Annotated in this window: 20 protein-coding genes and 3 pseudogenes; 16 read left to right on the top strand and 7 right to left on the bottom strand. The window is 58.7% G+C overall.

Features of this window, described 5'->3' with window-relative positions; genetic code table 11:
• The first annotated feature begins 129 nt into the window (after window positions 1-129).
• The 6 genes and pseudogenes from C934_RS0124000 to C934_RS0123975 all read left to right on the top strand — a co-directional run bounded on the left by C934_RS0124000 (window position 130) and on the right by C934_RS0123975 (window position 6,588).
• Window positions 130-1,152, top strand: a complete 1,023-nt coding sequence (locus C934_RS0124000; RefSeq protein ID WP_026372035.1) for an NADP-dependent oxidoreductase — start codon at window positions 130-132, stop codon at window positions 1,150-1,152.
• 292 nt (window positions 1,153-1,444) lie between these two features.
• On the top strand, window positions 1,445-2,110 hold the full coding sequence (locus C934_RS0123995; protein ID WP_018859125.1) for an MEDS domain-containing protein: 666 nt from the start codon (window positions 1,445-1,447) through the stop codon (window positions 2,108-2,110).
• Window positions 2,111-2,156: 46 nt separating this feature from the next.
• Window positions 2,157-4,604, top strand: coding sequence for a PAS domain-containing sensor histidine kinase (locus C934_RS32480; protein ID WP_198011835.1), 2,448 nt, complete (start codon window positions 2,157-2,159; stop codon window positions 4,602-4,604).
• A gap of 322 nt (window positions 4,605-4,926) precedes the next feature.
• The gene (locus tag C934_RS0123980; RefSeq protein ID WP_018859122.1) at window positions 4,927-5,607 is read left to right on the top strand and encodes a response regulator transcription factor; all 681 of its coding nucleotides are present in this window, start codon (window positions 4,927-4,929) and stop codon (window positions 5,605-5,607) included.
• 139 nt (window positions 5,608-5,746) lie between these two features.
• Window positions 5,747-5,973, top strand: a pseudogene (locus tag C934_RS35840) (SDR family NAD(P)-dependent oxidoreductase); the annotation flags it as partial.
• Window positions 5,974-6,207: 234 nt separating this feature from the next.
• Window positions 6,208-6,588: a response regulator gene (locus C934_RS0123975; RefSeq protein WP_018859121.1), complete on the top strand. Its 381-nt coding sequence runs from the start codon at window positions 6,208-6,210 to the stop codon at window positions 6,586-6,588.
• A 306-nt stretch (window positions 6,589-6,894) separates the two neighbouring features.
• Here C934_RS0123975 and C934_RS0123970 read toward each other — a convergent pair whose 3' ends face one another.
• A complete protein-coding gene (locus C934_RS0123970) occupies window positions 6,895-7,488 on the bottom strand; it encodes a redoxin domain-containing protein (RefSeq protein ID WP_018859120.1) in 594 nt (197 codons plus the stop codon).
• 33 nt (window positions 7,489-7,521) lie between these two features.
• Complete coding sequence (locus tag C934_RS0123965; RefSeq protein WP_018859119.1) at window positions 7,522-9,282, bottom strand: MOSC and FAD-binding oxidoreductase domain-containing protein; 1,761 nt, start codon at window positions 9,280-9,282, stop codon at window positions 7,522-7,524.
• Between the two features lie 1,115 nt (window positions 9,283-10,397).
• On the opposite strand from C934_RS0123965, the gene C934_RS32470 reads away from it, so the two are divergent.
• The 6 genes from C934_RS32470 (at window position 10,398) to C934_RS0123930 (ending at window position 15,361) form a co-directional block, all read left to right on the top strand.
• Complete coding sequence (locus C934_RS32470) at window positions 10,398-10,730, top strand: hypothetical protein (RefSeq protein ID WP_018859117.1); 333 nt, start codon at window positions 10,398-10,400, stop codon at window positions 10,728-10,730.
• Between the two features lie 629 nt (window positions 10,731-11,359).
• Window positions 11,360-13,261, top strand: a complete 1,902-nt coding sequence (locus C934_RS0123950) for a potassium transporter Kup (RefSeq protein WP_026372033.1) — start codon at window positions 11,360-11,362, stop codon at window positions 13,259-13,261.
• Between the two features lie 85 nt (window positions 13,262-13,346).
• Entirely contained in the window at window positions 13,347-13,817 is a 471-nt protein-coding gene (locus C934_RS34025; RefSeq protein WP_083929902.1) for an HD domain-containing protein, read from the top strand.
• A gap of 194 nt (window positions 13,818-14,011) precedes the next feature.
• Window positions 14,012-14,326: an ArsR/SmtB family transcription factor gene (locus tag C934_RS0123940; protein WP_018859114.1), complete on the top strand. Its 315-nt coding sequence runs from the start codon at window positions 14,012-14,014 to the stop codon at window positions 14,324-14,326.
• The gene (locus C934_RS0123935) at window positions 14,323-14,694 is read left to right on the top strand and encodes an SRPBCC family protein (RefSeq protein ID WP_018859113.1); all 372 of its coding nucleotides are present in this window, start codon (window positions 14,323-14,325) and stop codon (window positions 14,692-14,694) included. The genes C934_RS0123940 and C934_RS0123935 overlap by 4 nt, the downstream gene beginning before the upstream one ends.
• 43 nt (window positions 14,695-14,737) lie before the next feature.
• Window positions 14,738-15,361 (top strand): ATP-dependent Clp protease proteolytic subunit, encoded by a 624-nt coding sequence (locus tag C934_RS0123930; protein ID WP_018859112.1) that lies wholly within the window; start codon window positions 14,738-14,740, stop codon window positions 15,359-15,361.
• A 459-nt stretch (window positions 15,362-15,820) separates the two neighbouring features.
• Here C934_RS0123930 and C934_RS0123925 read toward each other — a convergent pair whose 3' ends face one another.
• Entirely contained in the window at window positions 15,821-16,273 is a 453-nt protein-coding gene (locus C934_RS0123925) for a cupin domain-containing protein (RefSeq protein WP_018859110.1), read from the bottom strand.
• A gap of 26 nt (window positions 16,274-16,299) precedes the next feature.
• The gene (locus tag C934_RS0123920) at window positions 16,300-16,905 is read right to left on the bottom strand and encodes a TetR/AcrR family transcriptional regulator (RefSeq protein ID WP_018859109.1); all 606 of its coding nucleotides are present in this window, start codon (window positions 16,903-16,905) and stop codon (window positions 16,300-16,302) included.
• Window positions 16,906-17,785: 880 nt separating this feature from the next.
• Here C934_RS0123920 and C934_RS0123915 point away from each other — a divergent pair.
• The 3 genes and pseudogenes from C934_RS0123915 to C934_RS32460 all read left to right on the top strand — a co-directional run bounded on the left by C934_RS0123915 (window position 17,786) and on the right by C934_RS32460 (window position 22,946).
• Window positions 17,786-19,642, top strand: coding sequence for a mechanosensitive ion channel family protein (locus C934_RS0123915; RefSeq protein WP_018859108.1), 1,857 nt, complete (start codon window positions 17,786-17,788; stop codon window positions 19,640-19,642).
• Window positions 19,643-20,523: 881 nt separating this feature from the next.
• Window positions 20,524-22,230 carry an adenylate/guanylate cyclase domain-containing protein gene (locus tag C934_RS0123905; protein WP_018859106.1) on the top strand — a complete coding sequence of 569 codons (1,707 nt, stop codon included), beginning with the start codon at window positions 20,524-20,526 and terminating at the stop codon, window positions 22,228-22,230.
• Between the two features lie 94 nt (window positions 22,231-22,324).
• Window positions 22,325-22,946, top strand: a pseudogene (locus C934_RS32460) (hypothetical protein).
• On the opposite strand, the pseudogene C934_RS35835 reads toward C934_RS32460, so the two are convergent.
• The 3 genes and pseudogenes from C934_RS35835 to C934_RS0123885 form a co-directional block, all read right to left on the bottom strand.
• Window positions 22,832-23,348: pseudogene (locus tag C934_RS35835) on the bottom strand (hypothetical protein); the annotation flags it as partial. The pseudogenes C934_RS32460 and C934_RS35835 sit on opposite strands and share 115 nt — an antisense overlap.
• Before the next feature lie 318 nt (window positions 23,349-23,666).
• Complete coding sequence (locus C934_RS0123890) at window positions 23,667-24,290, bottom strand: response regulator transcription factor (RefSeq protein ID WP_018859103.1); 624 nt, start codon at window positions 24,288-24,290, stop codon at window positions 23,667-23,669.
• Complete coding sequence (locus tag C934_RS0123885; protein ID WP_018859102.1) at window positions 24,287-26,188, bottom strand: PAS domain-containing sensor histidine kinase; 1,902 nt, start codon at window positions 26,186-26,188, stop codon at window positions 24,287-24,289. The genes C934_RS0123890 and C934_RS0123885 overlap by 4 nt, the downstream gene beginning before the upstream one ends.
• A 424-nt stretch (window positions 26,189-26,612) precedes the next feature.
• Between C934_RS0123885 and C934_RS32455 the strand changes: the two genes are divergently transcribed.
• The coding region (locus C934_RS32455) for an alpha/beta fold hydrolase (RefSeq protein ID WP_156828788.1) at window positions 26,613-26,923 on the top strand (311 nt) is incomplete at its 3' end.

The raw sequence follows: 26,923 nt of genomic DNA, 5'->3' as shown, positions 1-26,923 counted from the left end.
AGATATCAGCTCGATAGGAAACCGCTTTCTCTTTGGAGTTGAAAGAAAGGAAAAAAGCACCGTGCGGCTGAGGTGGGATGACGCTACCGTCAGGCAGGTATGAACGATCTTGATTATGGAGTGAATTCGATGCCCGAAGCCTTGGAGAATGTAAGGGTAACGCTGGCATCAAGGCCCAAAGGGCTGCCGTCGCCTGAGAACTTCCGAACCGAGCGCGGCCCCCTGCCGACGGCCGCAGAAGGTGAGGTCCTTCTGCAGGTTCTTTATCTATCACTCGATCCCTATATGCGCGGACGCATGGATGACGCGAAATCTTATGCTCCGCCCGTTGCTATCGGCGGGGTCATGGAAGGCGGCACGGTTGCCCGCGTCATCGGCAGCCGCAACAGCAATTTTGCGCCGGGCGACATCGTCCTGTCCCATTCGGGCTGGCAGACCTACGCTACATCGAGCGGCGACGGGCTGAGAAGGCTTGACGCCACGCAGGCACCCCTGACCGCGGCGCTCGGCGTGCTCGGCATGCCAGGCTTCACCGCCTATGCCGGACTTCGCAATATCGGCAGGCCAAAGCCCGGCGAGACCGTTGTTGTCGCCGCAGCAAGCGGCGCCGTCGGATCGGTTGTCGGCCAGATTGCGAAAATTGAAGGTGCAAGGGCTGTCGGCATTGCCGGCGGCCCTGAGAAATGCGCATTCGTCCGCGACGAACTAGGCTTCGATTTTGCAATCGATCACCGCGCCAAGGATTTCAACGCCCAACTCGCGTTAGCATGCCCCGATGGGATTGACGTCTATTTCGAGAATGTCGGCGGCCCCGTTGCCGAAGCGGTCTTTCCGCTTCTCAATGATTTCGCACGCATACCCGTCTGTGGCCTGATTGCCCACTATAACAACGAACCGGCACAAGGCGTCGATCGCCTCCCCGGCTTCATGCGAGACGTGCTTCGCAAGAGCCTGACGGTGCGTGGCTTCATTCAGCGCGAATTCGCCGACCAGCGGCCCGATTTTCTGAGCGAGGCGTCGGCATGGCTGGCCGACGGCCGCCTGAAATTCCGCGAGGACATCGTCGATGGCCTGGAGAATGCCCCCGAGGCTTTCATCGGCCTGCTGCAGGGCAGGAATTTCGGGAAGCTGATTGTACGTGTCAGCGAATAACATCAAAAGTTGAGATGCCCCCTTCATTGTCACCGGCTGTTGCCGACAGGATGGCCAAAAAGAGGAGCTTCCTCTATTGTGTTGGGCGTCGCCACTACCTTTGCATTGACCTGAAACATCGCTCTCGTTGCAAAAAGGGCCCCGGCAGCCAACACCATCGTACAATAGACCCTATTTCATAATCGGCGCATCCTGGTTGCGGGAGCGGCAGTCGCTGGCAATATTCCGCGGCGGGCAGCGTCGAAAGATCCGGAGCCCAGGCGCGAGACAGGAACCAGAACTGTGATCGCAAATGGCACAGCATGCTCATGCAATTCGCTTCGCCGGCTCGGAATTGGGCCACAGCCGCCATGTCTGCGCCTTCTTCAACAGCGAGGATGAGGCCTACAAGGTGCTTATACCGTTCATCGTCGATGGGTTCGAATGCGGGCATAAGGCCGTTCATCTGGTCAATCCCGGCCAGCGGCCCGCACACCTCGACAGGCTCCGCTGTGAAGGGATCGACACCGAAGAAGCGGAGGCCGTCGGTCAGCTCGACATTCGAACGAATGCCGATGTCTATCTCAGCGATGGTCGCTTCGATTCCGACAGGATGCTTGCGGTCTTCGAGAAGCTGGCGAGCGGTCACTCGGACAACGGCTATCCGCTAAGCCGGATCATATGCCAGATGGACTGGGCCGGCGACGGGCGATCCGATATTGCGGATCTGATATCCTTCGAAGCGCGCGTGAACGACGTCTGGAGCCAGCACGACGACGTTGTCATTTGCATTTATGATCTTGCAAAGTTTGGCGGCGAAACTGTCGTCGATGTTCTCCGCACGCATCCGATGGTTGTCGTCGGCGGCGTCCTCCAGGAGAATCCATTCTATGTCGCCCCGGCGCAGTTCCTGGAAGAATTGCGGGAGCGGCGTGCGAGGAGGAGCGAGGCTCGCGACCGCGGTGAGAACCATGGTTGATCTCGCCAAGAGTGCCGCACCACGTGATGATTGGCGTCGCCGATGCATGAGCGACCTGATCACGCTCGTTGCCTTGCCAGCGATGTGGTCGGGTGGCGATCTTTTTCAGATCGGCAATATCCTCCTCGACGCCCTTCAGGCGATGCTGGATGTCGACCTGCTCTATCTTCGGCTGATGCTGCCAGATGACCCAGCACTCGTGGAACTGGCCAGACTGCCGACTTCCGATGTCGCTATCAACGCTCAGGAGGTTGGAGCGTCCCTCGATTCCGCACTTGGACCTCTTTCGGCCTGGCCGGCTTCCGCCAACCTGTCGCTCGGGCGAGGGCTGATGGTCATTGCGCATGCGCAGGTGGGATTGGGAGGTGCTGCCGGCGTTCTGGTCGCGGGGTGCCATGGCAGGCTTCTGTCGCAAGAGGAGCGCCTTGTACTCAACGTCGGCGCCAATCAAGCCGCACTTGCGGTCAATGAGGCGGCGCGGCATGTCGGTCAGGCAAAATTGGCAGCAATGCTTGCGAAGCGAATCGCCGAGCGGACGATGGAGCTCGCCACTGCCAACGTGGCCCTGAAGAAGGAAATCGCCGAACGTGAGCAGACGGAGGAAGCGCTCCGCAAAAGCGAACGCACTGCTCGCCGTCTTGTCGACAGCATGCCGGGTATGGTCGCGATCCTTTCCAGTGAGGGAGTAGTCGAGGCCGTGAACGCACAGCTCACCCGATACTGCGGCGTTAGTCTTGAAGAGTTTCGAAACTGGCAACATGCTGACATCATACATCTCGACGATCTGCCGACAGCGATAAGGATCTTCAACGAGGCAATCTCAGCCGAACAGAATTTTGATCTGGAGGTGCGCGTAAAGGGTAGTGCCGGGGACTATCGATGGTTCCAGGTTCATGGCGTTCCCTTCCCGGACCCCTCGACCGCGCCATGGTACGTGTTCCTGACGGATATCGATGATCGGAGGCGTGCCGAGGCCGCCAGGGCGGCCAACGAGCAGAAACTCCAGGAGATCGTAGACGCCATTCCCGTCATGGCCTGGGCCGCAGCACCGAGCGGAGAGGTGGAATATCTGAACGAACCCTGGCTTGAGTTTGCCGGGATCGCGGCAGATGAGGCCGACCACTGGTGGGCAGCTGTTCACCCGGACGATGTCGCCGGCCTTCTCAAGACGTGGGAGGAGGTGCTGCACGCGGGCGTTCCCGGCGAAGCAGAGGCCCGCATCCGCCGTCGCGATGGCGAATACAGGTGGTTCCTGATCCGGTCCAACCCGGTCTTCGCCGAAGATGGGTCGGTGGCACGATGGTATGGAACGAATACCGACATCGACGACAGGAAGAAGGCCGAGGACAAGCTTCGTCACAGCGAAATGCTGCTGGCGGAAGGCGAGCGGATGAGCCACACCGGTACCTTCTGCTGGCAGCTAGCAACCGATGAGGTCATTTTCTCCGACGAACTCAGCCGCATCTTCGGCTTCGAGAAGGACGCCGTCATCACCATGGAAGCGGTGGCGACGCGGGTTCACCCTGACGACAGAGAGGTTCTCACACGCCGGCGCGACGAAATTCGCGCTGGCGCTTACAATCCCGAGTATGAGGCCAGGATCATTTCGGGCGACGGGTCCGTCCGCTATCTAAGGGTCGTTGCGCGCAGTCTCGAGTATCCCGATGGCCATGTGGAATGCATCGGCGCCGGCCAGGACATCACGGAGCGACGTCTTGCCGAAGAAGCCCGCGACCGATTCAGGGCCGAACTTTCGCAGATCACACGGGTGATGAGCCTCGGAATGATGACGGCCTCGATAGCCCACGAAGTGAACCAGCCGCTTTCGGGGATCATCACGAATGCCGGCACGTCTCTTCGAATGCTCGCCGCGACACCACCGAATGTCGAGGGCGCTCTGGAAGCGGCACGCCGGACGATCAGGGATGGACAGCGCGCATCCGAAGTGGTCGGGAAGGTCCGGGCACTGTTCAAGAAGCAGCCCGCAACGCTCGAACCGCTTGACCTCAATGATGCCGCACGCGAGGTTGTTGGCTTGATCGGGAGCGACCTGCAAAGGAACAGGATCGCACTGCGGTTGGACCTTTCAGATCAACTGCCGGGGGTAGATGGGGACCGGGTCCAGCTTCAGCAGGTCATCATGAACCTGTTCCGTAACGCGATCGACGCAATCGGCGAGCTCGCGCACCAGCCTCGGGAAATCGCTTTGCGAACGGCGATCACAACAGAGGGGCTGGTCGAGCTCGCGGTCCGGGACACAGGTTCGGGTATCGCGACTGATATCGAACAGCTCTTCACGGCATTCCACACGACCAAGAGCGACGGCATGGGCATCGGCCTGTCGGTCAGCCGCTCGATCGTCGAAGCGCACAACGGTCAAATGTACGCGTCATCCAACGAAAAAGCGGGAGCGACCTTCGGCTTCCGACTTCCCTCGAATTCGGCGCCACAAATCCAGGCGACGGGCCTTGGGCAAGCGAGGACGCGGCGATGAAGAAGGAGCCAGTCGTTTGCATTCTTGACGAGGATGTTTCGATACGGGAACCACCGCTCCATCTGATCCGGTCACACGGATTTGATGTCGATTCATTCTTGGAGATGAAGCACACCGATTGCATGAACCTCGGCGTCGGAACGTGGGCGGCCCGCACCGCAGGCTCGCACGCAATGGGCAGGTTTTACCGGCCATGCTCAGTACAGCAAGGCGGCTTGCCGAGGGCGGTCGAATGTCTCGGCGCGCGTTTTGACGGTTCTGAGGGAAGGCTTGCGTGATTTGCTTGTCAGATGACACTGAGCGAAGTCAGAAGGAGAAAGCTATGTACAGTACCATCGCGGCCGCACATCAGCGGGCAAAGACGCAGATCCAGGCCCTGGAGAGATCCGTTGTGTTTGTCGTCGATGACGATGTGTCCGTCCGGGAATCCCTGGAACTTCTCATCGCATCCGCAGGATGGCAGCCGCTGCTTTTCGCCTCCGCGAAGGACTTCCTTTCACATGCGCGACCCGCTGGGCCGAGCTGCCTCGTGCTTGATGTCAACATGCCGGGCTTGAATGGTCTCGACCTTCAGAGCCTTTTGACCGCGGATGGAAGGAGGATACCGATCATCTTCGTAACCGGCTTCGGCGACGTGCCGACCACTGTGCGCGCAATGAAGGCCGGCGCATTCGAATTCCTGACCAAGCCAATCGACACCGCTGCGCTATTGCATGCCATAAGAAGTGCCATGGAACGCAGTGCAGCACTCACGCGCGAAGATAGCGAGCTGGCCGCCCTTCGATCCTGCTATCAAATGCTGAGCCCCCGGGAGCGCGAGGTCATGTACTTCGTCGTCCACGGCCTCCTGAACAAGCAGGTGGCTTTCGAACTTGGGATCAGCGAAATTACCGTTAAGGCGCATCGCGGTCAGTTGATGCGCAAAATGAATGCTCGTTCTCTGCCCGAGCTTGTCAACATGTTTGCGCGCCTCCGGCTCGGCGATCAGATAGTCATGCATTGAGGACCACGGCAAAGGTTTATCCTTCGCGCCAGACCAACATCCGATAGTATCGGAGACACCTTGGCACAATAGCCTGATGTCCCATTTCGGGAGATGCTTCCATGGGAACAAGGATTGAAGCCTCGATGCGTCCCAGGGGATCGGTGCCGGACTCGTGAAGGCATTTCTCGACAAGGGCTGGAACGTCGTCGGGACATCAAGGCGCATCAGCAAGCCAGGTAGTCCGATCGGACAACCCGTCTCGAACTCGTCGACGGCGATGTCAGCGATCCGGCGACGGCTGAGCTGGTAGCTGGCTGGGCTGTGGATCGGTTCGGTTCCATCGACGCTCTCGCCAATAACGCAGGGATATTCACGAAGATGTTCTCCCCACCATGGGGCCTCCCGAAACCGGTCTGTACCACATCGCAGGCGGCAAAGCGTGCCTGATAGCCACGCCGGGGACTGTTCCTGAATCGCGCAAACGACATCAAGGGTCAGCGGACCGATACCTTGGTACAATGTACTGGAGGTTGAACAACTCCTAGATTCAATCGTGTTCCGGCGGTGGTTCCGACCGGTTGACAGATATACCGTGTGGTGGCCGCAACGGAGTTGGCCATGGAAAGCGTTCGTCCATTGGTTTCGGTCGTTGACGATGATGTGTCAGTTCGCGAGTCCCTGCCCGCGCTTATTCAATCATTTGGCCTCGACAGCATCGCCTTCGCGTCGGCGGAGGAGTTTCTCGCTTCGGGCGCCCTTGCGACGACGAGCTGCCTGCTTCTCGACGTCGTTATGACGGGGATGTCTGGGCCGGATCTGCAGTGCGAGCTCCTACGTCGCAACAGCCCGGTCCCCATCGTCTTTATAACCGCGAACCATGACGAGAACCAGCGGTCAAGACTCCTTGCAAGAGGCGCATCCGATTGTCTTTTCAAACCTTTCTTCGACGACGCCCTCGAAAAGGCCGTCCTTCGAGCACTCGCAGAACGCAGCGGATGACGCGCCGGGCTTGACATCACGGATGTTCACCACCGGCCCCAGACGCGATCCCGTGGCGTCTGGGGCGTCGTCGTCAAAAGCGCTTGTCCACCGCTCTTCGGTGGAATACCACCTCGACGATCAGGGCTCGGAGCCCCAGAAAGCCGCGGTCAACTGCGGCTGAAGGTGTGATCGCCGCGATGCCCCGGCATGCGAGCGGTGATTGCCTGGACGGTCCAGCCGTTGTCACGAAGCACGACGACGCCTTCACCCTCGCCTTGCTAACCGGACTGGTTGCACTCTGTCGGGTCGCCGAAAACCGGTGAGCTAATCGTCGGCCAGAGTTTGTGCGATGGATCTGCCATAGGGAAAGAACATATCCTTACGCCCTTCCTGCCAAGCGGACCGCAACTCCGGTTGCGTGATGTCCCAGTCGGGCCAGGATTTCTTGCAGACCTCGCGCAGATCCTGGCGAAGTTCCTCAACTGTCGGGCGGCCAAAGAACCAATAGCCATTGTAGAGTTTGTAGACGACCAGACCGGGTTCGAGGACAATGACATGGGGGATCATCGGATTATGAACCGAGTCCGTGTATTCCGCGATTTCGAGATCCTTTTGGATCGTCCGTCTCGGATCCGACAGAAATGGCCAATGCGCCCCGACGCCGCTGCGGAACTCGTGTGCTTCGGCAATGGTGTCGGTGCTGATCGTCACCAGCCTGCAATACCCGACCTCCATTTCTCGATAGAGCTGCAGCAACCCCTCATGCTGACGTCGATCCTTGGGACAGAAGCTGCCTCGGCTGAGAACCAGCACCATGGGATAAATGGCCTGCAACTCCGAGAGTTTTCGACGTTTGCCGGTGTGATCGCTGAGTTCGTAGTCTGGAAAAACCGCTCCCGAAACGATGTCTGATCTCATGTCCAATTCCTTCGTTTGTGCGACCCCTGGCCGCTATAGGTCTATCACGAGGTCACCTGCCGGTTGCGAGCAGCAAAGCAGCAGATTGCCATCCGCAGCTCCATCGATCGGGTTCGGTTGATAGGTAACCAAGCCCGAGATCAATCCGGTCTCGCAGGTATGGCAGACGCCGGTCCGGCAGGACCAGCGAGCCGGCACATCGCATGCCTCAGCCAAGTCGAGCAGGCTGTGCATGCTCGGGTTCCAACGCACGGCCACTCCGCTGCGGGCGAACGAGACCAATCCTCCGGAGCCGGGCTCTCCAGCCGGCTGATGCGGTGGCTGTCGCGGCGAAGCTGCGATTCCTGGCGTTATGGATGAACCGGAGCCAAACATCTCGGTGTGGATGCGATGGCGCGCAACTCCGATGCCAGCAAGTCCTTCCGTGATGTCGCTCATGAACTTCGCAGGTCCGCAAAGGTAGAAATCGCTCTCGATCGGAAGGTCAAGCGTCTTGAGGATTGCCGTGTCCAGGTGGCCTGTCGAGTCATAGTCAGTGCCCTGTCGGTCGCCTGGCGCGGGCGCGCTGTAGCAGGTGTGGCCATGGGCATTCGGGAGCGATCGAAGGAGCTCGCGTACTTCCTGTGCGGACGGATGCTCCAGACTGCTGCGCGTTCCGTAGAGCCACCAGATCTCCCGCGAGGACTTCTCAGCGGCGAGAGAATGAAGCATGCCGAGAACCGGCGTCATCCCTATCCCCGCGCTCAGGAATGCCACAGGTCCGTCGCCGCGGATCAATGTGAAGCTGCCGCGCGGCGCGCTCACCTCCACGAGATCACCCTCGTTCAGTTCTTCGCTTACGAATCTGCCGGCAGCACCGTGCGGCTCGCGCTTGATGGTTACCCTGAAACACTGGCCGTCCGCGCGGCCTGACAGTGAATAGCTTCGAAGTAGGAGCGGAGCCGAGCGTGGCTGCAGCCGGAGCACGATGAATTGCCCTGGCAGGTAATTCTCCAGCAACCTCCCGTCCAACGGCTGGAGTTCAAGCGAGGTGACGTGATTAACCACCGGCGTCTTGCGAACAACGCGGAACTCGCGGAAGCCACCCCACGCCGGGCGCGTCTCGATCACGCCCGTCAGGCCAGCATTTCCCGTCACCTTCGCACCCTCGGCCGGTTGTGTGAGCAAAGCCTGGAACGAATGGCGCCAACCATCGCTCAACGCCGGATTGCGCAGCGCCCGTTCCAATCGGTCGCGGCGATGGCCAGGCTTGTAGAGCAGCGCGTTGATCTCCGAGACGCTCATGCCGCCCTCTCCGGATGCGGTCTTGATGATAGCGTCGTCCGCTTGGACATACCCCTCCTCAAGAACGCGAAAATAGAAGCCCGGTCTGTCATGCAACACCAACAGAGCCGCCATTTCGGGCACGTCCATGCGAATGCCGAGCCGATAACACGTGACACGGGGCTGCGTCACCTCGAACAGCGCCCCACCGATGCGATAGCGGTCACCGATGCAGACCTCGGCGTCGGCAAGCCCGTCCACCGTAAAGTTTTCTCCGAACTGCCCATAGACAAAGTCGCTTCGGCCCAAGTGCCTTTCCCAGTACCGGTAGGAGTCTATCTGGTAGACGAACACCGCGCGTTGCTTGCCACCATGTCCGGCCCGGTCCGCCTGCCCATCGCCGTCGATGTTCAATGTCCGCGCCATGCGTGGACCCTCGACCGAGCTCTTCCAAATCGCCGTCTTGGCGATCCTGTTTTGCCATTCGACGTCGCGGGGCAACCCGACGTTGACGGAGAGAAGGCGAGCCATAAGACATACTCCCCATGCCAATGCCGCTTGGTCGAGGATCCAAGGCTTCTGATCCGCAAGCGGACATGTTACCCGGTCCCGTGACAAGAAAACATCCGAACGGACACGCATTCCATTATACGAAGGTGTGGCCGATACCTTGGTTGAATGGCGGGTCGATGACGGGCCTGCTTTCATGGCGGGCCGGCGCCGCCCGGTCATCAATAGACGAATACCTGGGCAAGCGTATTTTCATAGGGCTAAAGCAATGTCCGATACTTGAAGCAGTATGCAAAAACGGACAAACTGGACCCATACGCTGCCAGACGCACCCGTCGGACTTGAGCTCAATCAAAATCGCAGGTGTGCTGCCGCGGCGGCTACCGACACCATGATCGCCGAACCCCCAGTACATTACAATCATACGGAAGTATCGAAGCAGACCCCTCCGCTTGGGTGTCGAATGCTCCCAAACCCATGTGGATCCCGCATCTAGTGCAGTTTAGGAATGTCGAGAGTGGACTGATCCCCGACAGCCGTTGGCTACCTGGGACAACGCGACCCGCAGCCGCTCGGTGTTTCTATTGGATACTTGCCTCCGACCACCTCTGGCGGGCGCGTTCCACGATTTCACCTTCGGAACGTGCCCCTTCCTGAAACAAGGCGATCACCATAGCCGCGACCTCGACCCTTGCCCTGCGGTCGCGCTCAATTCCGTTCTCGCGACATATGCTCTTGAGAGCATGCTTGATGAATGAGAAGTCCAGGTAATATGGAGGAATGTTGCGGGCGTCGAATGGCGCATCTCGCAGAAGGATGCTGCTCTGAACCGGAGCGCCTGCTCCGAGGTATTCTTTGTTCACAGCCGTCTTTCGCAAATCAGCCTCCGTGTCATTCGATAGAGCCGTTAACTGCTAGGATCGAATAAGCGTAGCAGATTTAGGCTTTGCTAATAAATCGCGTGACCGACGTTATCTACAGTTTTGTGGGAGGCGCCGGCTGATTGGCAGTGGGCGGTGCTTGGGGACGTCAAGCCCGCGGGTCTTCGGCAGCAAGCGGTCGTCTAAGCACAGCCTTGCTCAAAGATGCTGGGTTCTACTAACGTTGCGCGGTATGTATGCCATGGAGAAATCATCATGCGCCTGACAATAGCAATCAGCCTCGTAGTCCTGGTGCCCTTGGCCGCGTTCGCCAAATCGCCATCCGATATCGCCGACCTCGTGGGCTCGCGAGCCGCTGGCGCCGAGAGCGAAATGCAGGCGCGGGGCTATGTTGACGTGGGCGGCAACAATACCTGGTGGAACGCCGACAAGAAGCAGTGCGTCAAGGTTCGCGTCTCTCAGGGGCGTTATGCATCGATATCGCAGATTAAGGCATCGTCAGGCGGCCAGAAGGCCACAGGCGCCGTGAAATGCCCGCCCGATCTGTCCCAAGCCGACCTCTACAAATATCCGGGTTGCAGCCTGTAGCGCGTGGCGGACTCTAGGAGTCTGGAGTTCAGGTCATGCGCAAATGGGAGTGGGACTCTGAACAACGTTGGGACGCTGATTGCGGGACGCGATATACGATGGTTAACACTCCCTGCGAGCTCGCATCGACCGAGTGGCGATGCCGCGAACCGGAATGGCTTTGCAGCGCACGCGAATGAGAGCTGCGCACTGGTGCATGCCAAGGACCAGTGAAACCCGGAGGTCCTGCCCGATTTCGGTTGAGTGTAGCGTCGGAATTGAACCGGCGTCACGCGATCAACCCAACTTAAGTCCCTGAAAATCAAACATTCTGGCGTAGGTTCTGTGCAATATCGCGAACCTCTGTGGTAAGGTATCGCGCAATCCTGGCAGGCGCAGCGTCAAGGAGAACGAGTTTATTGGTACCATGGCGACCGGGCTTTGACGTTCTCGCGCGTGCCGCGAGCTAACGTTCCGAGCATTTGGTAGGGCTTGGACCGCAAGACAAGCACGATTCTGCGCCGGTCGGAGAAAATGACGGATCAAACAGCGGTGTGGTTCACCCCTTCGAACTAATCGAACTGTCGGACGTTCAACGAGATCATTAGCCGTAACCTCGAAAAGATACTCACTCCCATCAGGACTGCCCGGTGACCTATCCGCAACTCCGATCCGAAGACCCGGAACTGGCGATTGAGACACGAAGCGGGTTACCCGCTTTGGTTTTGGCAGCGCTTGGTGTCGTTTACGGCGATATCGGGACCAGTCCGCTCTATGCGTTTCGCGAGGCTCTGCATGCGACAGCAGGATCGGGATCGCACCGGGAGAACGTGCTCGGCATTCTTTCGCTGATTGTATGGGCTCTGACGATCGTCGTCACGGTGAAGTACGTAACGTTCGTTCTGAGGGCCGACAATCGAGGCGAAGGCGGGACGCTCTCCTTAATGACGCTTGCACGCCAGAGTTTCGCTGGGAAGCCAGCATGGATCCTCGTTCTGGGCGTCGCAGGCGCTTCCCTGTTTCTCGGCGACGCGATCATAACGCCTGCAATCTCCGTGTTGTCCGCCGTCGAAGGAATCCAGGTCGTCGCCCCCGGGCTCTCCGGATGGATCGTGCCGATCACCGTCACCATCATTGCCGTGCTGTTCTTCGTACAGCGCTTCGGGACAGGCGGAGTTGCATCGGTGTTCGGCCCCATTATGGCAGTCTGGTTTCTGATTCTAGGAATAAGCGGCGGCATCCACATTCTCGACGACTTAGAAATCTTCAGCGCCATCAACCCGCTTCATGGCATTCTATATGCCTCGAGCAATGTCGGGCACGCGATCGCTGTCCTAGGAGCAGTGTTTCTTGCGGTCACAGGGGCGGAGGCGCTCTATGTGGACCTGGGCCATTTCGGCCGACGGCCGATCGTGACGGCATGGTTTTTTCTCGTCTTCCCCTGCCTGCTTCTGAACTACTTCGGACAGGGCGCGTTCGTGCTTGCAAACCCGGATATGACGAAACATCCCTTTTTTGACATGCATCCGGAATGGGCGCGGGTGCCGATCGTGTGTATGGCAACCGCGGCCACGGTCATTGCGAGCCAAGCAGTCATCTCGGGGGCATATTCTCTTGTTCGTCAGGCCATGCACCTCAATGTGCTACCGCGTCTCCAGATCCTGCACACCTCGGAAACACACTCCGGTCAGATCTTCATGCCGCAAGTGAACGCGTTCCTTTTCGTATTCGTCGTAGCACTCGTTCTGTATTTCAGGAGTTCGAGCGGACTTTCCGCCGCATACGGTATCGCGGTTACGGGCGAGATGCTCATCACCAGCGTGCTGCTCTTCGTCGTGATGAAGCACATCTGGAAATGGACGACCGCGACCACTGCAGCCGTCATCGTCCCGCTCTTTCTCATTGACGCCGGGTTCTTCGTCGCAAATATCGCCAAGTTTCCTGAGGGAGGATGGGTTCCGGTCACTGTGGCATGCACCATGGGCCTTATCATGCAGACGTGGATGGCGGGACGCCGACTGTTGGCCGCCCGCACGCGTGCCGATGAAGTTCCGCTCGAGGGTATCATCCACAGGCTTGCCAAGCGGCCGCCTCCCACTGTGCACGGAACGGCCGTCTTTCTGACGAGCGACGTCGAAGGCGCGCCCACGGCGTTGCTGCACAGCCTGAAGCACTACAAGGTCCTCCATGAGCACAATGTCATCCTCAGCGTCGTCACCGCGACGGAGCCGTTCGTGCCTGACGAGGAGAAGATCTTTCTCGAGAGTTTCAGTCCTCTGTTCAGCCGACTGGTGATTACGTTCGGATACATGGAGACGCCGAACATTCCGCGCGCCTTGGTGCTTGTGCGTAAGCTCGGACTGAAGTTCGATATCATGTCGACGTCGTTCTTCCTGTCACGCCGGACCATCCTTCCTTCGAAGAAGGGCGGAATGCCCTTCTGGCAGGATCGGCTGTTCATCGTTCTCGCGCAGAACGCAGGCAACGCCACCGATTACTTCGGCCTTCCCAGTGGCAGAGTAGTGGAACTCGGGCTTCAAACTGTCATCTGACTGTTTGTTGACTGCGACGATGTCGGCGCCTGCTGGCGGAACCGCGAAGACAGCCGTTGCGTTTTCGCTGCGGAGGACGTGCTCGATGTCAAAACATGGCGAGATTTCAAAAGACGAGGTATCTGAACTCGAGTTGGCGCAACAGGTTTCGTCCGAAGCTCATGAGGGGCAGATGGACAAAACGGGCAATCCGTACATCAGTCACTGCAAGCGAGTGGCTGATCGCGTCGAAGGTGCGAAAGAAAAGACAGTCGCGTTCCTTCACGATATCGTGGAGAAGTGCGACGGGTGGAACCTCGAACGTCTTCAACAATTGGGCTTCAGCAATGGCGTCATTGATGCGGTTAACGCTCTGACCCGCCGCAAAGACGAAACCGACGATCAGTTTGTTATTCGAGCAGTCGAAAACAAGATCGCCTGCCCTGTAAAGATCGCCGATCTCCAAGACAATTTGCAGCAGGCCAACGTGGTAGGATCAGATCCCGTGAAATACAAACGAGGCTTGGAGCTTGTCGCAATGATACAGGCGGATCCAAATTTGACAGGTTTGACTTGAAGGAGTGTCCCTTCCTCCTGTCCATCATAACGAATCCCCCCGGCTACACAGTTGTTCATTTGGCCCGCCGATCAGGAATCTCATGCGTTTGAGTATCGTCACTCGGCATGGACCAGACAGGCAGGCCTGCCATAAAACTGCAAACTGCTCCATGCAGGCTTGCGAATCGCATAAGTGTGTGCTTATGTGTAATCATGATCGAACATGATATTTTCCGTGCTCTGGCGGATCCGACCCGCCGCACCATTTTCGAAAAGCTCGCGAACGGCAGCATGAACGCCACTACGCTGCGCCAGGGCATGGATATCAGCCAGCCGGCGATGTCCCAACATCTCGCGGTCTTGCGAGCGGCAAGGCTGGTGCGTGAACAAAAGGAGGGCCGCTTCGTGAACTATGAAGTCGATCCGGACGGGCTGGCCCTTATCGCGCAATGGCTGGCGAAATACCGCGCCTACTGGCCGGCTCGCATCGACGCTCTCAAGCTCTTGCTGAAGGATATGGATCAATGAACGACGTGAAGGCCAAGGTGCAGGCGAAGGTGCCGGAAAGCGGTTTCGAGCAGAGATACGAACTGGACGCGTCTCCGGAGAAAGTCTGGCGGGCGATCAGCATCGCGGAATTCCGGGAGAAGTGGCTGCCGAGGGAGGCGCTTGCCGAGCCACAGTCGCTCTCCGAAACGCCGGGCAAGGAAATCCGCTACAAAATGCGCGACGATACCCCGCCCCATCTCGAAAGCACCGTCACCTTCACGATCGCCCCGAATGGATCGGGCGGAACCAGCCTGCGGATCCTCCACGAGCTGACCGGCGCGACCTTCGAGCGGCTGGCGAAAACGGTCGCCAACGGCAACAGCCCGCCCCTCATGCTCGCCGCCTGACGCGGCAAGCCCCCGAAAAATCTCGAATGATTGGAGTTCGCCGATGCGCGAAGCAATGCAACTCGTCCCTATGGTCGTCGAACAATCGAGCAGAGGAGAGCGGTCTTTCGACATCTATTCCCGTCTGCTTCGTGAGCGGATCATCTTCCTGAACGGGGAGGTAAACGACACGGTCTCGGCGCTTGTCTGCGCACAATTGCTGTTTCTCGAAGCCGAAAGCCCCAAAAGGCCAATCCATCTCTACATCAATTCGCCAGGTGGCGTCGTAACCAGCGGTCTCGCGATGTACGATACGATGCGTTACATTCACGCCCCGGTGCACACGCTGTGCATGGGAACCGCCCGCTCGATGGGCTCGTTCTTGTTGATGTCCGGCCAGCCGGGCGAACGCACTGCGCTTCCCAATGCCAGCATTCATATTCATCAGCCGCTAGGCGGATTCCAAGGACAGGCATCGGACATGCTGATCCATGCCGAGGAAATGCAGAAGACCAAGCATCGCATGACAAGGCTCTACGCCGAGCATTGCGGCCGCACCTACGAAGAATTCGAGCAAGCGATGGATCGCGACCGCTTCATGACGGCGGAAGAGGCATTGGAATGGGGCCTTATCGACCGCATCCTGCAGGTTCGGGCAGTTTCCACCGACCACGTCGGCGCGACGTGAAACGAGCCCGGCGCAATCCGGCAGCACCGCTACTTCGCGAACGCACCTCATGCGCAGGTTTCGATCGAGCCTCTTTACATTCGCCGGTCATGAGATTCAACGTGACATGGCCCCCAGCATGGCGCAGTGAGACCCTGCTGTCCCTCCGGGCTCTGCGCAACTCGGTGATCCAACGTATTGCGCTCATCAAGGGCGATGCGACGATGAGATCGGCGCAAAGCGGCCGAAGCTCACTGGCTGCGATCGACCAGAAAGCCGCCACCTCGAAATCCTGCTCGTGTCAATTTCTCGTCCGCGCTCGCGATCCGCGGGACAAATAGTCACCGCCTTCGCATCATTCAGGCCCTATTGACAAAAGTCGGCACGTTGAACGAGCGCTCTTTCGGCCGGAAGAGCGCCCGTCGGATTTACCGGCTCCTTGTCCACAGTCAGGTATGTGGCGATCGTGTCAGGTGGCGGTCAGGACGCCATCTGAAGGGCTTCGATGCCGTGGCGTTGCATGGCGGCGCCGATGCGGGCAAAGTCGGGTGCGACCTGGGGTTCAGAGGTGCCTATCTCGCGGAAGAACGCCGTCATCGATGGCTCGATCAGTACCAGCATTCGCGCCGGGCTGCCGCTTTCGTTCACATAGTTATGCGGTGTGTGTCCATCGACACGCACCGATGTCCCTGCCGCGGCTGCAATCACGACCGGTGGTTTGTCGGCCGGGAAGTGGCGGATCGTAATCACCCCGTCGATCACATAGAACAGCTCCGGCGAGGCGTGGCTGTGCGGCGGCGTGCCGGAACCCGGTGGAATCTCCACCTCGATCAGTTCGAGCTGTTCGCCCGCAATGCCGCCCAGAAAGCGGACGCGATCGGCAATGACCCAGCGGGCCTCGCCGTCCTCATTCGTTGTCACATAGATGCTCATTTTCCTTGTCTCCTTGGTTTTCGAAGTCATGTCCGCGGTGACGAGCCCGAGGCGACCACGGACAGGATCGTATCGAGCGCCCAAGAGGCGGCTTCACCGGCTTGGGCGCCGGTGAGACCGCCGTAATCCTTGAGGACCTCCCAGGCGGAGGCCGAGTAGAGAAGATGCGCCAACGCCTCGACCCTTTGGGTCTCGTCCGGCGGCAGGGTGGCGAGAACGGGAGCAAGCGCCTCGCCGAAGCGCAGACGGCGGGCAGGCACCATGCCCGAGCGCATCGCACGCCCCGTGGGCGAGTGCAACGAAGCACGGATCGCTGCCTCGTGGTTATCGAAACGCGGAAAGGCGTCCTGTGGACCTGCCACGATATCCGCGACCGTGTCGGGTGCGATGGAGGCTCCGATCAATTCGTTCAGCCAAGGCCAGAAGGCCATCAACAAATCGTCCTTGGTCGGAAAATGACGGAATATTGTGCGCCGTTGGATTCCAGCCTCGGTGGCGATGGCGTCCATGCTGATCCCGTCCGGGCCGGCGTCGGTGCACATCAGCCGGTAAAGCGCACGCAGGATTGCCTCGCGCGTCTCGCGGGCTTTCTCCTCGCGGAGCGGACTGTTGTAGCTGCGGGTCTCTGCCATCGCGGTCTCCAGTGAATTCGTGGCATTGTATGTGCCATGAATTTTCAAAGGAGTCAATTCATGCCATTAACAGTGACATTAAATCAGTCTGAATGAAAAATGCCAGGCGCTCAATGAAAGGCCGGGCATTGCGGACGCGGGTGAACAACGGCGGCATCTGGTACAGCTCGCCTTGGCGGTACCAGCTCGTGTAACGCGCGCCTTCCTTCGCGATTCGGTCGATGTTTGGTGTTGCATGCCTATGCGCCGCACCGCCTCCCGTATAGGCAGGTCGGTCTAAAACCGACAAACGATGCACCTGACAATCGATATACTTGCTGAGCGAGAGCAGCCCGCTTTTGGAGAAACGACTAGCTCGCCCGCAAGGTTGTGAAGTCTACACCTGCTTCGACCAACTATCACGAAGTAGCCCGAGCCGCGACGGCTAGGCTCAAAACCTGTAAGTTGCAGAGCTTGAACGGCGTTCCCTTTAAGGCGCCTAGAATCTGTCCGCAATCGTGGGCCGGTTCAGGGTCTGGTGTGCGTGGGTCGTTCCGCCTCTGGCAATGTTCGCCTTCGTGATCTCACCATGCCGTGGTCCGTGGTTTCGGCTTTAGTCGCGAGCCTTTAGAAGCGTCGCGCACACCGTCACAGAGGCACACGCTCAGGCGCGCCAATCCCGCACCAGATCCTCTTTGCGAACAACAACTCATGGCTCACCAACACAATTAGTGCGACACTGCAGTAGACATAGCAAGCCAGCGCTGACCATCCGATGCCGGTGCTGAGCCGCGGCCTAGATCGGTATTCTTTATGTAGTCATCGATGGCAACGCCGCCAAATACTCTGCAGGACCAATGACAGGTTGGCGAAGTGGAAGCACAACAGAGGAACAGGCAGTGTGAGCGAAGAGACCGTAGCCGATTTGGACGTCAATTCCGCGATATTGTCCATTGAGAAGGGTGCCGACGGTTTTGCGGCGGGGCTGAGGGCGCGGTTCTCCGCCTTGTCGGATCTGCCCGGCGAGTTGGCAAACTTGCGGAGCTCCATGGTGGGTGCATCGAGCTCGCCGGTCTTGCTTTCCCTTGCAATCGTCCTGGTAGTAGTGTTGACGGCGGGCACCTTCCTCGTGCTAGCGCTGCAAGTGAACAAATGGACTGCCACGAGTGCCGGTTGGCGTAGATTTGGATTGAGTGCTGCGGCCATGGGCGTTGCTCTCACGGTGGGTCTTGTCGCAGCTCGAATGCTTGCGCCGCCGGCCCTGCCTTTGCGAACCCTTCGGCTATGGGTGGTTGCGACTGTCGTTGTCTTTGTCGTTTTATATCTGACGAGACTTATATTGACAGCATCGCGACGGCCGGAGGTCCGCGGCCGGTCCTTTCATGTGCTGGCTCTGTCCCGTGACCTGTCGATCGCTATAGGTTGGGCTATAGTCGGGGTTGCCCTTGTCACCACATTGCAGATTTGGGATGCAGGGCCGGGCCTCAGGGATCTGACGCGGACGGTTTTGATGGCCATCCCGGCCTACCTTTTGCTTGCAGGTATGGTGTGGCGACACAAACGCACGATGGCCGCTGCCGTTGCCGGTCCGCACCCGCGAAGCCGTTGGCGCAGTCGTCTTTCGCGATGTTGGCCGGCGATCGTCATCGGATTTCTCGTCATCACGTTTGTCAGCAGCCAGACCGCTCTGACATTGGGGGCGCCGCTCCCCGGATCAGCGGTGATTGTAACTGTCCTCATGCTGCTTCTAACACCGCATCTCGATGCGATGCTCGGAAGCTGGGCGCAGCGTAAGTTGGAGGTCCCGGACATTTCCATCCCTGCTGCGGCTGGGCGGCAGACACTCCGCTTTGCCATCCTGATTGCTGCATTTTCCATGTTGGGTGTGCTATGGGCGACGCCATTGGCTCTCGGACTTGGCTTCGAATTGCGAAGCGTCGCGCGCGACGCGCTCGGGATGGCGTTGATTGCGCTTGTCGCGGCGTTTCTCTGGAATGTGGTCGGGACGGTGACAGAGCGTGCCGTGCTCGTAGCGGGTCCTACGCTCGGCGGTGGAGAGCCAGGAGTACCTCGTTCGAGACTGGGCACGATCGTCCCGCTGATCAGCGCCGTCGGAAAATCGAGTATTCTAGCACTGGCGCTGCTCTCGATCCTGGTGTCACAAGGCGTCAACGTCTGGCCGCTCATCACCGGCCTGAGCGTCTTTGGGCTTGCGATCGGTTTCGGTTCGCAGACGCTTGTCAAGGACGTCGTATCCGGACTTTTCTTCCTGATCGACGATGCCTTCCGTTTCGGCGAATACATCGAGACGTCGGGTGCCAAGGGAACCGTGGAGAAGATTTCTATACGGTCCGTATCGCTGCGCAACTCGCGTGGTGCAATTGCGACGGTGCCCTATGGCCAGATCGGCAAGATCCAGAATTTCAGTCGCGATTGGGCGATCGAAAAGCTGAGCTTTCGTGTTGCGTTCGACACCGACGTCGAATTGGTCCGAAGGCTCTTCAAAAAGATCGGGCAGGACATCGCCGCCGACCCGGAGCTTGCCCCAGACCTCATCGAGACTTTCAAGAGCAAAGGAATCGGCGACGTTGAGGACGGGACGCTGATCATCAAGGCGTCGTTTACGGCAAAACCCGGCAAGCAGTCGATGATCCGGCGCGCGGCCTTGGTGGCGGTCCAAACCGCGTTCAGGGAGAACGGTATTAAAGCCGTGCCGAAACCAATGACGACAAATGCCGGTCCAGCGGACTCTGGTTAGCCAACCGGCTGCTCTCCTTCTTTCTCGGGGACGCTGCCGGTCGGGCACCCTGCAGCGTCAAGTGTGCGTTGCAGCAAGCTGACACAACCACGACGACTGGTTTTGGCGCAAACCTACCGCCTGGCTGATCCGCCGAGATGTCCGCTTATGGGAGCCTGCTAGGGTGCAAGCTATGTGCGGGATGCGGGCGCAAAGCTGTTATAGCCCGAACATTTGGTCTTGAACGGAATCGAACCGTCGGTCCTTAACTTGATTTGATCACGCATCCGATTCGTATGCCAGTGCGCAGTATAAGATCCTCATGGGCAACTCGGCATGGCGCTCGGTGACCACAGGTAGCATCATTGCGCGAATTCTACCGCCGAACACCAAGGATATCGATCGAACACCGTTTGGGCTTCTGATCCGCCGGTGACGCCGAAGATGATGCGACGCCAAACGCCCGCGCAATTCGGTAGCGCCGATCGCAATTGCATCATCGTGACCGCTGCCAGCGCTTGGCGGCTTGGCGCTCTCCGGTATTGCTATAGTGCGTCCAGTAGCCGACATCGTGGTCTGGATGTCCGGCCACATCTGCAATGTATTCAGCATGCGATAGCGGTTATTGCCCGAGCGCAGGAGCCTGCCCGATTTCGGTTGAGCGGAGCGTCCGAATTCAACCGGCGCCGAAGCCCCCCGCTTGCCGGCGATCACAGACGTCCAAGAACCGTCCGCTTTCCGTGGATCGTCATTTCCGTGTCGTCCGCGTCGGCGCCATCGGTACAAAGAAGGATGACGGCTCGATGGAGATGGAGATCGCCAGGGCGCTACCTCTTAGCACTTGTTGACTCACCCGCGGTTGAACAATAACTTGCTAACTCAGTCGTTAGGCTTGTCCTCTTATGACGGATCAATCTCTTCAGCGTCGCCTTGCTGCCATCGTCGTTGCCGACGTGGTGGGATATTCACGCCTGATGGAGGCTGATGAAGTCGCCACGCTGGCGAACCTCAGGGAACTCCGTTCTGGCGTTATCGAGCCGGCTGTGATGCGCCACAACGGTCGCATCTTCAAGGTCGTGGGAGACGGATTCTTAATCGAATTCAGTAGCGCGGTAGGCGCGGTCGCAGCAGCGTTGGAAATGCAACGGGCCACCACTGCCGTTGAGGCTCCCGGAGACCGGCGCCTGCTTTTGCGTGTAGGCGTCAATCTGGGAGATGTCATTGACGACGGTTCAGACGTCCTCGGCGACGGCGTCAATGTCGCGGCGCGCCTCGAGACGCAGGCCGCACCGGGAGGCATCTGCATTTCAGCAAACGTTCACGGCGAGATCGTCGGCAAGATCCGCGACCAATTCTTTGATGGAGGCGAACGCTACCTAAAGAACCTCACTCGCCCGGTCCACGTGTGGCATTGGCCAGATGTGCCGCAGAGCATATTGCCGCTGCCCGAATGTCCCTCGATCGCTGTATTGCCGTTCACGAATATGAGTGGGGACGAAGCGGACGCGCCTTTCGTCGACGGATTGACCGAAGACCTGATCATCGACCTTTCCCGTACGGCTGGCCTGTTCGTCATCGCGCGCAATTCCGTGAACGGCTACAAGGGCAGGCCGGTTGACGTACGGCTGGTCGCCCAGGAACTCGGCGTCCGCTACATCCTCGAGGGGAGCGCCAGACGCGCGAGGGGCCGTGTCCGCATCAAGGCCCAATTGATCGATGCGCTTGGCGGCCAGCACTTGTGGGCCGACCGGTTTGACAGGACGGTGGAAGATGTTTTCGAGTTACAGGATGAAGTTAACGCCAAGATTGTTGAAGCCCTCGTCGGCCGGCTGACCATCCCGAAGCAGCGCAATCGGCCGAAGAACCTTGAGGCCTACGATCTGTGTGTGCGCGCCCGCCGTCTGACGGAAGAGTCGCCGCAAACTGAGCGTGAGGCCTATATGCTGCTCCAACGCGCGGTTGAGCTCGAGCCATCATATGCCGAGGCGCTCGGTCTGCTCGCCTACAACCGTTGGCTTGCCTGGACTCATTTCGGCGAGCCTGAAGATCCTAACCGTCGGATGGCGGTGACGTTCGCGCAGAAGGCGGTCGACCTGGATCCCAACGATGCCGGCTGCCGTTACGTTCTGGGAACCATTTTGGCTTATGAGCGGCGATGGGAGGAATCGGAGGCCGCCTTCGCCAAGGCCCTGGAGCTGGACCCCAACCACGCCGACACCTGGGCCGCCATGTCAGACATGTCCGTGCTGGACGGCAGGGTTGCCGACGGACTAGCGCAGATCGAAAAAGCTTTGCGACTCAATCCCTACCCAACCTGCTGGTATCTTTGTCATCTTGGGCAGGCGCAATACGCCGCGCGTGACTATGAGGCGGCAACCGCTACACTCCGCAGGGAAGACACGTATCGTACCAACTCACGCAAATTCCTGGCTGCTGCGCTTGCGCAGTTGGGCCACAGTGAGGAGGCACGGCGAGAAGCAGAATTGTTCCTGATCGCCCACCCTCATTTCACGATCGGTCATTGGCTCAGCTCCCAGCCGCTGCGCGATGCATCCGTACGAGACCACTTTGTCGACGGGTTCCGAAAGGCCGGCCTGCCGGAGATGTGACAGCAGGTGGGGACAATCGCGACGCGTTCGAGAACGTTGGAAATCATCCCAAGTTCCGTTGACGCGCGCCCCTTTCGACACCATCTGCTGCGAGATGCAAAAGACGAAGACGAAAAACAAGGAAAGCGACGATCCCGAGCTGATCGGGGAGTGGCCGCTTCCCGTGGAGGCGACCCTGGGATCTGGTGTCAGGGTGAAGGGGATCCTACAGGAAATCCGCTCCCGGCTACCATCCCCAGTCCGGAAATCGCTGGGCAGGCGGGCTCATTCTTGTCATGCCAGAGACTTCGAAGACAGCATTCAGAGCGACGGCATCGGCCGTTTCCAAGGCGCTCGACGACATCGCGGACCTTCCGATCATTCCCAGGGAGATTGAGGATATCCTGACCATCACGGCATCAGAGCGGAAGCGCTGGCTCGAAGACGGCCGCCTGCCCAGCGCTGGAACACGAACGGTCAGGCTGCAAGGGCGCGCAAGGAAGATCACCTTTCACGTTTTCGACCCCCATGTTGTCGAAGATCTTCTCGACCGTAGCGCTGTGGATGAATGGCGCGAGGACGACGCTGCGGCTAAAGCGGAAAATCGCAGACGGGCCGCGTATCAGGCGAAGCTGACGCGCTCGCTGAAGAAAAAAGAAAAAACCGAACGACCCGATGAAGCCGCAACCGGGTTAATCGGATGGGACGAGTTCGGGATCGACGGCCTCCTTCGGTAGTGCCACCGCATGAAGATGTCGCGAGGGTGAACCGCAGGCATCGGCTTGTCGCGTGGATCCGACCCGCCACCATGGGCGAACTCGTCACCCCTGCCCGTCGGCAGCTTGAACATGTCGCGATCCGCCTGACCGGACAGGTCTCCCGACAAATCGAAAAGCTGCTGCGCGACGAGATGCACGACATCCCCTTCCCGCCGGATCTTGCCGTTGATTGCCACCATCGAAGATCCCAGCACTACGCGCCGGCGCTTCTCGAAGCTGCCAGTACGACGACCTTCGCCCGGCCGCCCTCGTCCTCGATGGTCAAGAACATGACACCTTTCGCGAATCCGGCTTCTGGCGGACAAGGACCAGCCCGGCCGTCATCAGCCATCTCCCATCGCGGCCTTTCATGGCGCGCGCGCGATTACAGCGCCCCTCGCAGTGTGCGTCTGTCGCCTTCCGCCTTCGGACCACATTCTAGAATATCCCACACGTTCCTCGGGTCGAACTCGAACGGCAGCAAAGGGGCCGGCCGACTTCAGACCGTCTAGTTCTGGATAGCGACGCAGGGAAAGCGAACATGCTGCACTTCAGGAAAAAGCGTGAGCCCAAGAATTCACGGGGCCGGTGGCGGACTGGCAGCTTACGGCGTCCTCGACGAGATCATTCAATCGCCACCAGTTGAGGAAAGACCGCGGCCCCTTCAGTCTATCCCACGTTCTTTCCTAGAGCTTAATTTCAGCCCTCCAGAATTCTCGCGATCCTAACCAGATCTGCAACTGAGGATGCGTGCATTTTCCGCATCATGTGGCCGCGATGAAGCTTCACGGTGGCCTCGGCGAGTTGAACCTCAGCGGCGATCTGCTTGTTCAGCTTCCCGGCAACAACCAAAGTCATAATCTGCCGCTCTCGATCGGTGAGTTTGGAATACCTCAGGCGCACTGCTGCCGTTTGATTTGCCTCTTCCCGTCGGGCGCTATCACTCGCCAAAGCGCGGTTCACGGCTTCGAGCAGGTCCTGTTCGCGTACTGGCTTGGTAAGGACATCGATTGCTCCGGCCTTCATGGCGCGGACAGCCATCGCCACGTCGACATGAGCACTTATCAGCACGACGGACCTAGGGTGTCGGCTTTTCGCGAGCGCCTCTTGAAACTCCAGTCCGCTTTGACCCGGCAGGCGAATATCCAGAACAATGCAGCCAGCCCGATCCGGATCATCCGCAGCAAGAAACTCTGTCACCGAACCATGGGTTTCGGCGGTCAATTCGACAGATTCAAAAAGCCCTCTCAGAGCTTCGCGGACACTTTCGTCATCATCGATGATGATGACGGTCGGCCGGCCTCTTTTGCGATCATCCATCATACGGCGCCTGTATCCTCCGCCCTTGGCAAGGTGAATGAGAACACTGATCCTCCCCCATTTTCCGCCTCTGAAGCCCAGATCCGGCCACCATGCGCTTCGACGATGGAGCGGCAAATCGACAAGCCCATTCCGATACCATCGGCCTTCGTGCTGTAGAATGCTTCGAAAATCCGATCCAACTCACCGACCGGTACCCCACGGCCTGTATCCGAGATACTCACGATTACACGCTGTTTCTGAACCGCACATCTGATGGCGATGCGCTTTGCCCTTGGCGAAGCTGTCATCGCTTCAGCGCTGTTCATGACCAGGTTGAGAACAACCTGTTGCAGTTGCGTCCGGTCTCCTACGACTTCGATAGGCAATTCCCCCATATCGAGGCCGACCTCTATCTCACGCCTTTGCAGTTCGCCCGTCAAAAGACTCAACACCTCATGCAGGGCACCTTGTAAATCCGTCTGCTCCATTCGCGCTGGTGATTTCTGAGCCATTGCGCGGATACTCGTGATAATATCGCCCGCGCGATGTCCGTCCCGAACAACCCTTTCGGCGGCCATCCGCGCCTGCTCCAGATCAGTGTGGCCCGGTTGCAGCCAGCGCAGACATGTGCCAGCACTCGTGACGATTGCCATCAGTGGCTGGTTGACTTCATGGGCAATCGAAACGGCAAGCTCCCCTGTGGCCGTCATCCGCGTCACGTGCGCGAGGTCACTCTGGCTCTGCCGCAGGGACTCTTCAGCCCGCTTGCGATCCTCGATATCAACGACGACGCCGTACCATCTCACAACATTTCCGTCTGCATCCAACAGCGGGCTTTGTCGCAAGTTGAACCATCGATATTCGCCATCGGCGCGTCTGATACGAGCATCGACCGGGCGACTTATTTTCGAAGCAACAATCTCGTCCCATGCCGCACGCATCGGCTCGACGTCATCAGGATGAAACATGCGATAGAAGCCGAAGCCGACAATTTCATCAAAAGGCATACCGACATAATCGATCAAGTTGCGATTGAAATATTCAAGCCGTCCATCCGGGGTGCAGGACCAGGCCATCGCGGGTATGGTGTTGATGATAAGATTCAGCTTATGCTCACTTTCCCTGAGAGCAGCTTCGCTGTCCCGGAGAGCAATCTCCGCACGTTGTAGGTCTTCGATATCGATATTGCAGCCGAACCAACGCACGATTCCGTTGGCATCAACCAGCTTGCGGCCCGCGAAGTAGAACCAGCGGTAGTTGCCGTCGGCTCCGCGGATGCGTCCCTTCAGAACGGTGTGGTCGGAATGCTCAAGGTCTCTCTTCCAAATGTCCACCATGCTTGGGATATCGTCAGGATGATATAAGTCCAAAAAACCCCATTCGAGGATTTGATCAGCGGGGCGACCTGCGTAGTCCAACCAGCTTTTATTGACAAAATCCGCGCTGCCATCCGGTCTTGCAGACCATACGAGAACCGGAAGCGAATTGATGATCAGGCTGAGGTTCTCTTCGCTGGCCGCAAGTGCAGTCTTGGTTTCCTTCAATGCGTTTTCGGCCTGCTTGCGGTCTTCGATATCCAGGACGACGCCATACCATCTTGTGACATTTCCTTCGGCGTCGAGCCGAGGTTTCTGCCGAAGCGTGCACCAGCGATATTGGCCATCTGCGCGCTTGAGCCTCCCCACGACCTCTCTGGCAGTCTTCGAGGCCATGATAGCATGCCATTCAGAAGCGAGATGTGCCGTGTCGTCAGGGTGAAACAACTTGTAGAAGCCCTCTCCGGAAATTTCCTCAAGCGGCGCACCGATAAATTCGAGAAAATGCTGGTTGGCAAAATCCAGCATGCCTTCCGAGGTTGCTGACCACACCATGGCGGGGATCAGGTCGATAATGGGATCGGTTTCCGGCTCTCGTTCCACAACCCTCTCCGTTCAGAGTTCGGGACGACTTCCTGTCAGGAAATGTAGAAGGATGGTCAATCGTCCGCCGGAAATAGTTACGGGATTTCTGCGGGTTGCGTAAGGACAAATCAATAGACGAAGGTCTAGGACGGCAATGCCATTGTCTAGTTGCGAGTGACCTAGATCGCAATTGAGCGCAGTCGAAAACCAGCCTACTCCTATCCATCGAGGCGCTTAATTAACGACGACGACGACGGCCGGTCCGCCCGCGCGTTCATACCCAAGATTTACGTGCATCGAATTCCACACAACTGACACGTCCGACCTGCGGCTGTCGCCGCCGGTACGTTGTTTATCGCGGGCGATTGCTCGGCAAGTACGGCCAAAGCAACCCTCATTCAGAACCAATTTTCGTTTCATCTCGACTTATGAGGAGACTATCATGCGTAGCTTGATTATGTGCCTGATGCTGGCGACCGCCAGCATGACTGCCGCAACAGTTGTGTCCGCGTGTCCCGCGCAGGCCACGACAGATGTTCGCGAGGCTCCGGTTCCCATCCACTACCGAACTGCAAAGATCGATGGCCTCGATATCTTCTACCGGGAAGCCGGTCCGGCCGACGCTCCGGTCGTGCTGCTGCTTCATGGCTTTCCCACATCGTCTCATATGTTCCGGAATCTGATTCCGCTTCTTGCAGACCGGTACCATGTCGTCGCGCCGGATTATCCGGGCTACGGGCAAAGCGCCACTCC

The organism is Rhizobium sp. 42MFCr.1 (assembly GCF_000377185.1).
Taxonomy (GTDB): Bacteria; Pseudomonadota; Alphaproteobacteria; order Rhizobiales; family Rhizobiaceae; genus Rhizobium; species Rhizobium altiplani.
Note: the sequence above shows the minus strand (reverse complement) of the source record. Positions and strands in the feature narration are given on the sequence as shown.

Excerpts from the sequence above, each read along its gene's own strand:
- C934_RS0124000 (WP_026372035.1), top strand. The coding sequence starts at position 130 with ATGCCCGAAGCCTTGGAGAATGTAAGGGTAACGCTGGCATCAAGGCCC.
- C934_RS0123995 (WP_018859125.1), top strand. The coding sequence starts at position 1,445 with ATGGCACAGCATGCTCATGCAATTCGCTTCGCCGGCTCGGAATTGGGC.
- C934_RS32480 (WP_198011835.1), top strand. The coding sequence starts at position 2,157 with ATGAGCGACCTGATCACGCTCGTTGCCTTGCCAGCGATGTGGTCGGGT.
- C934_RS0123980 (WP_018859122.1), top strand. The coding sequence starts at position 4,927 with ATGTACAGTACCATCGCGGCCGCACATCAGCGGGCAAAGACGCAGATC.
- C934_RS0123975 (WP_018859121.1), top strand. The coding sequence starts at position 6,208 with ATGGAAAGCGTTCGTCCATTGGTTTCGGTCGTTGACGATGATGTGTCA.
- C934_RS0123970 (WP_018859120.1), bottom strand. The coding sequence starts at position 7,488 with ATGAGATCAGACATCGTTTCGGGAGCGGTTTTTCCAGACTACGAACTC.
- C934_RS0123965 (WP_018859119.1), bottom strand. The coding sequence starts at position 9,282 with ATGGCTCGCCTTCTCTCCGTCAACGTCGGGTTGCCCCGCGACGTCGAA.
- C934_RS32470 (WP_018859117.1), top strand. The coding sequence starts at position 10,398 with ATGCGCCTGACAATAGCAATCAGCCTCGTAGTCCTGGTGCCCTTGGCC.
- C934_RS34025 (WP_083929902.1), top strand. The coding sequence starts at position 13,347 with ATGTCAAAACATGGCGAGATTTCAAAAGACGAGGTATCTGAACTCGAG.
- C934_RS0123940 (WP_018859114.1), top strand. The coding sequence starts at position 14,012 with ATGATCGAACATGATATTTTCCGTGCTCTGGCGGATCCGACCCGCCGC.
- C934_RS0123935 (WP_018859113.1), top strand. The coding sequence starts at position 14,323 with ATGAACGACGTGAAGGCCAAGGTGCAGGCGAAGGTGCCGGAAAGCGGT.
- C934_RS0123930 (WP_018859112.1), top strand. The coding sequence starts at position 14,738 with ATGCGCGAAGCAATGCAACTCGTCCCTATGGTCGTCGAACAATCGAGC.
- C934_RS0123925 (WP_018859110.1), bottom strand. The coding sequence starts at position 16,273 with ATGAGCATCTATGTGACAACGAATGAGGACGGCGAGGCCCGCTGGGTC.
- C934_RS0123920 (WP_018859109.1), bottom strand. The coding sequence starts at position 16,905 with ATGGCAGAGACCCGCAGCTACAACAGTCCGCTCCGCGAGGAGAAAGCC.
- C934_RS0123905 (WP_018859106.1), top strand. The coding sequence starts at position 20,524 with ATGACGGATCAATCTCTTCAGCGTCGCCTTGCTGCCATCGTCGTTGCC.
- C934_RS0123890 (WP_018859103.1), bottom strand. The coding sequence starts at position 24,290 with ATGATGGATGATCGCAAAAGAGGCCGGCCGACCGTCATCATCATCGAT.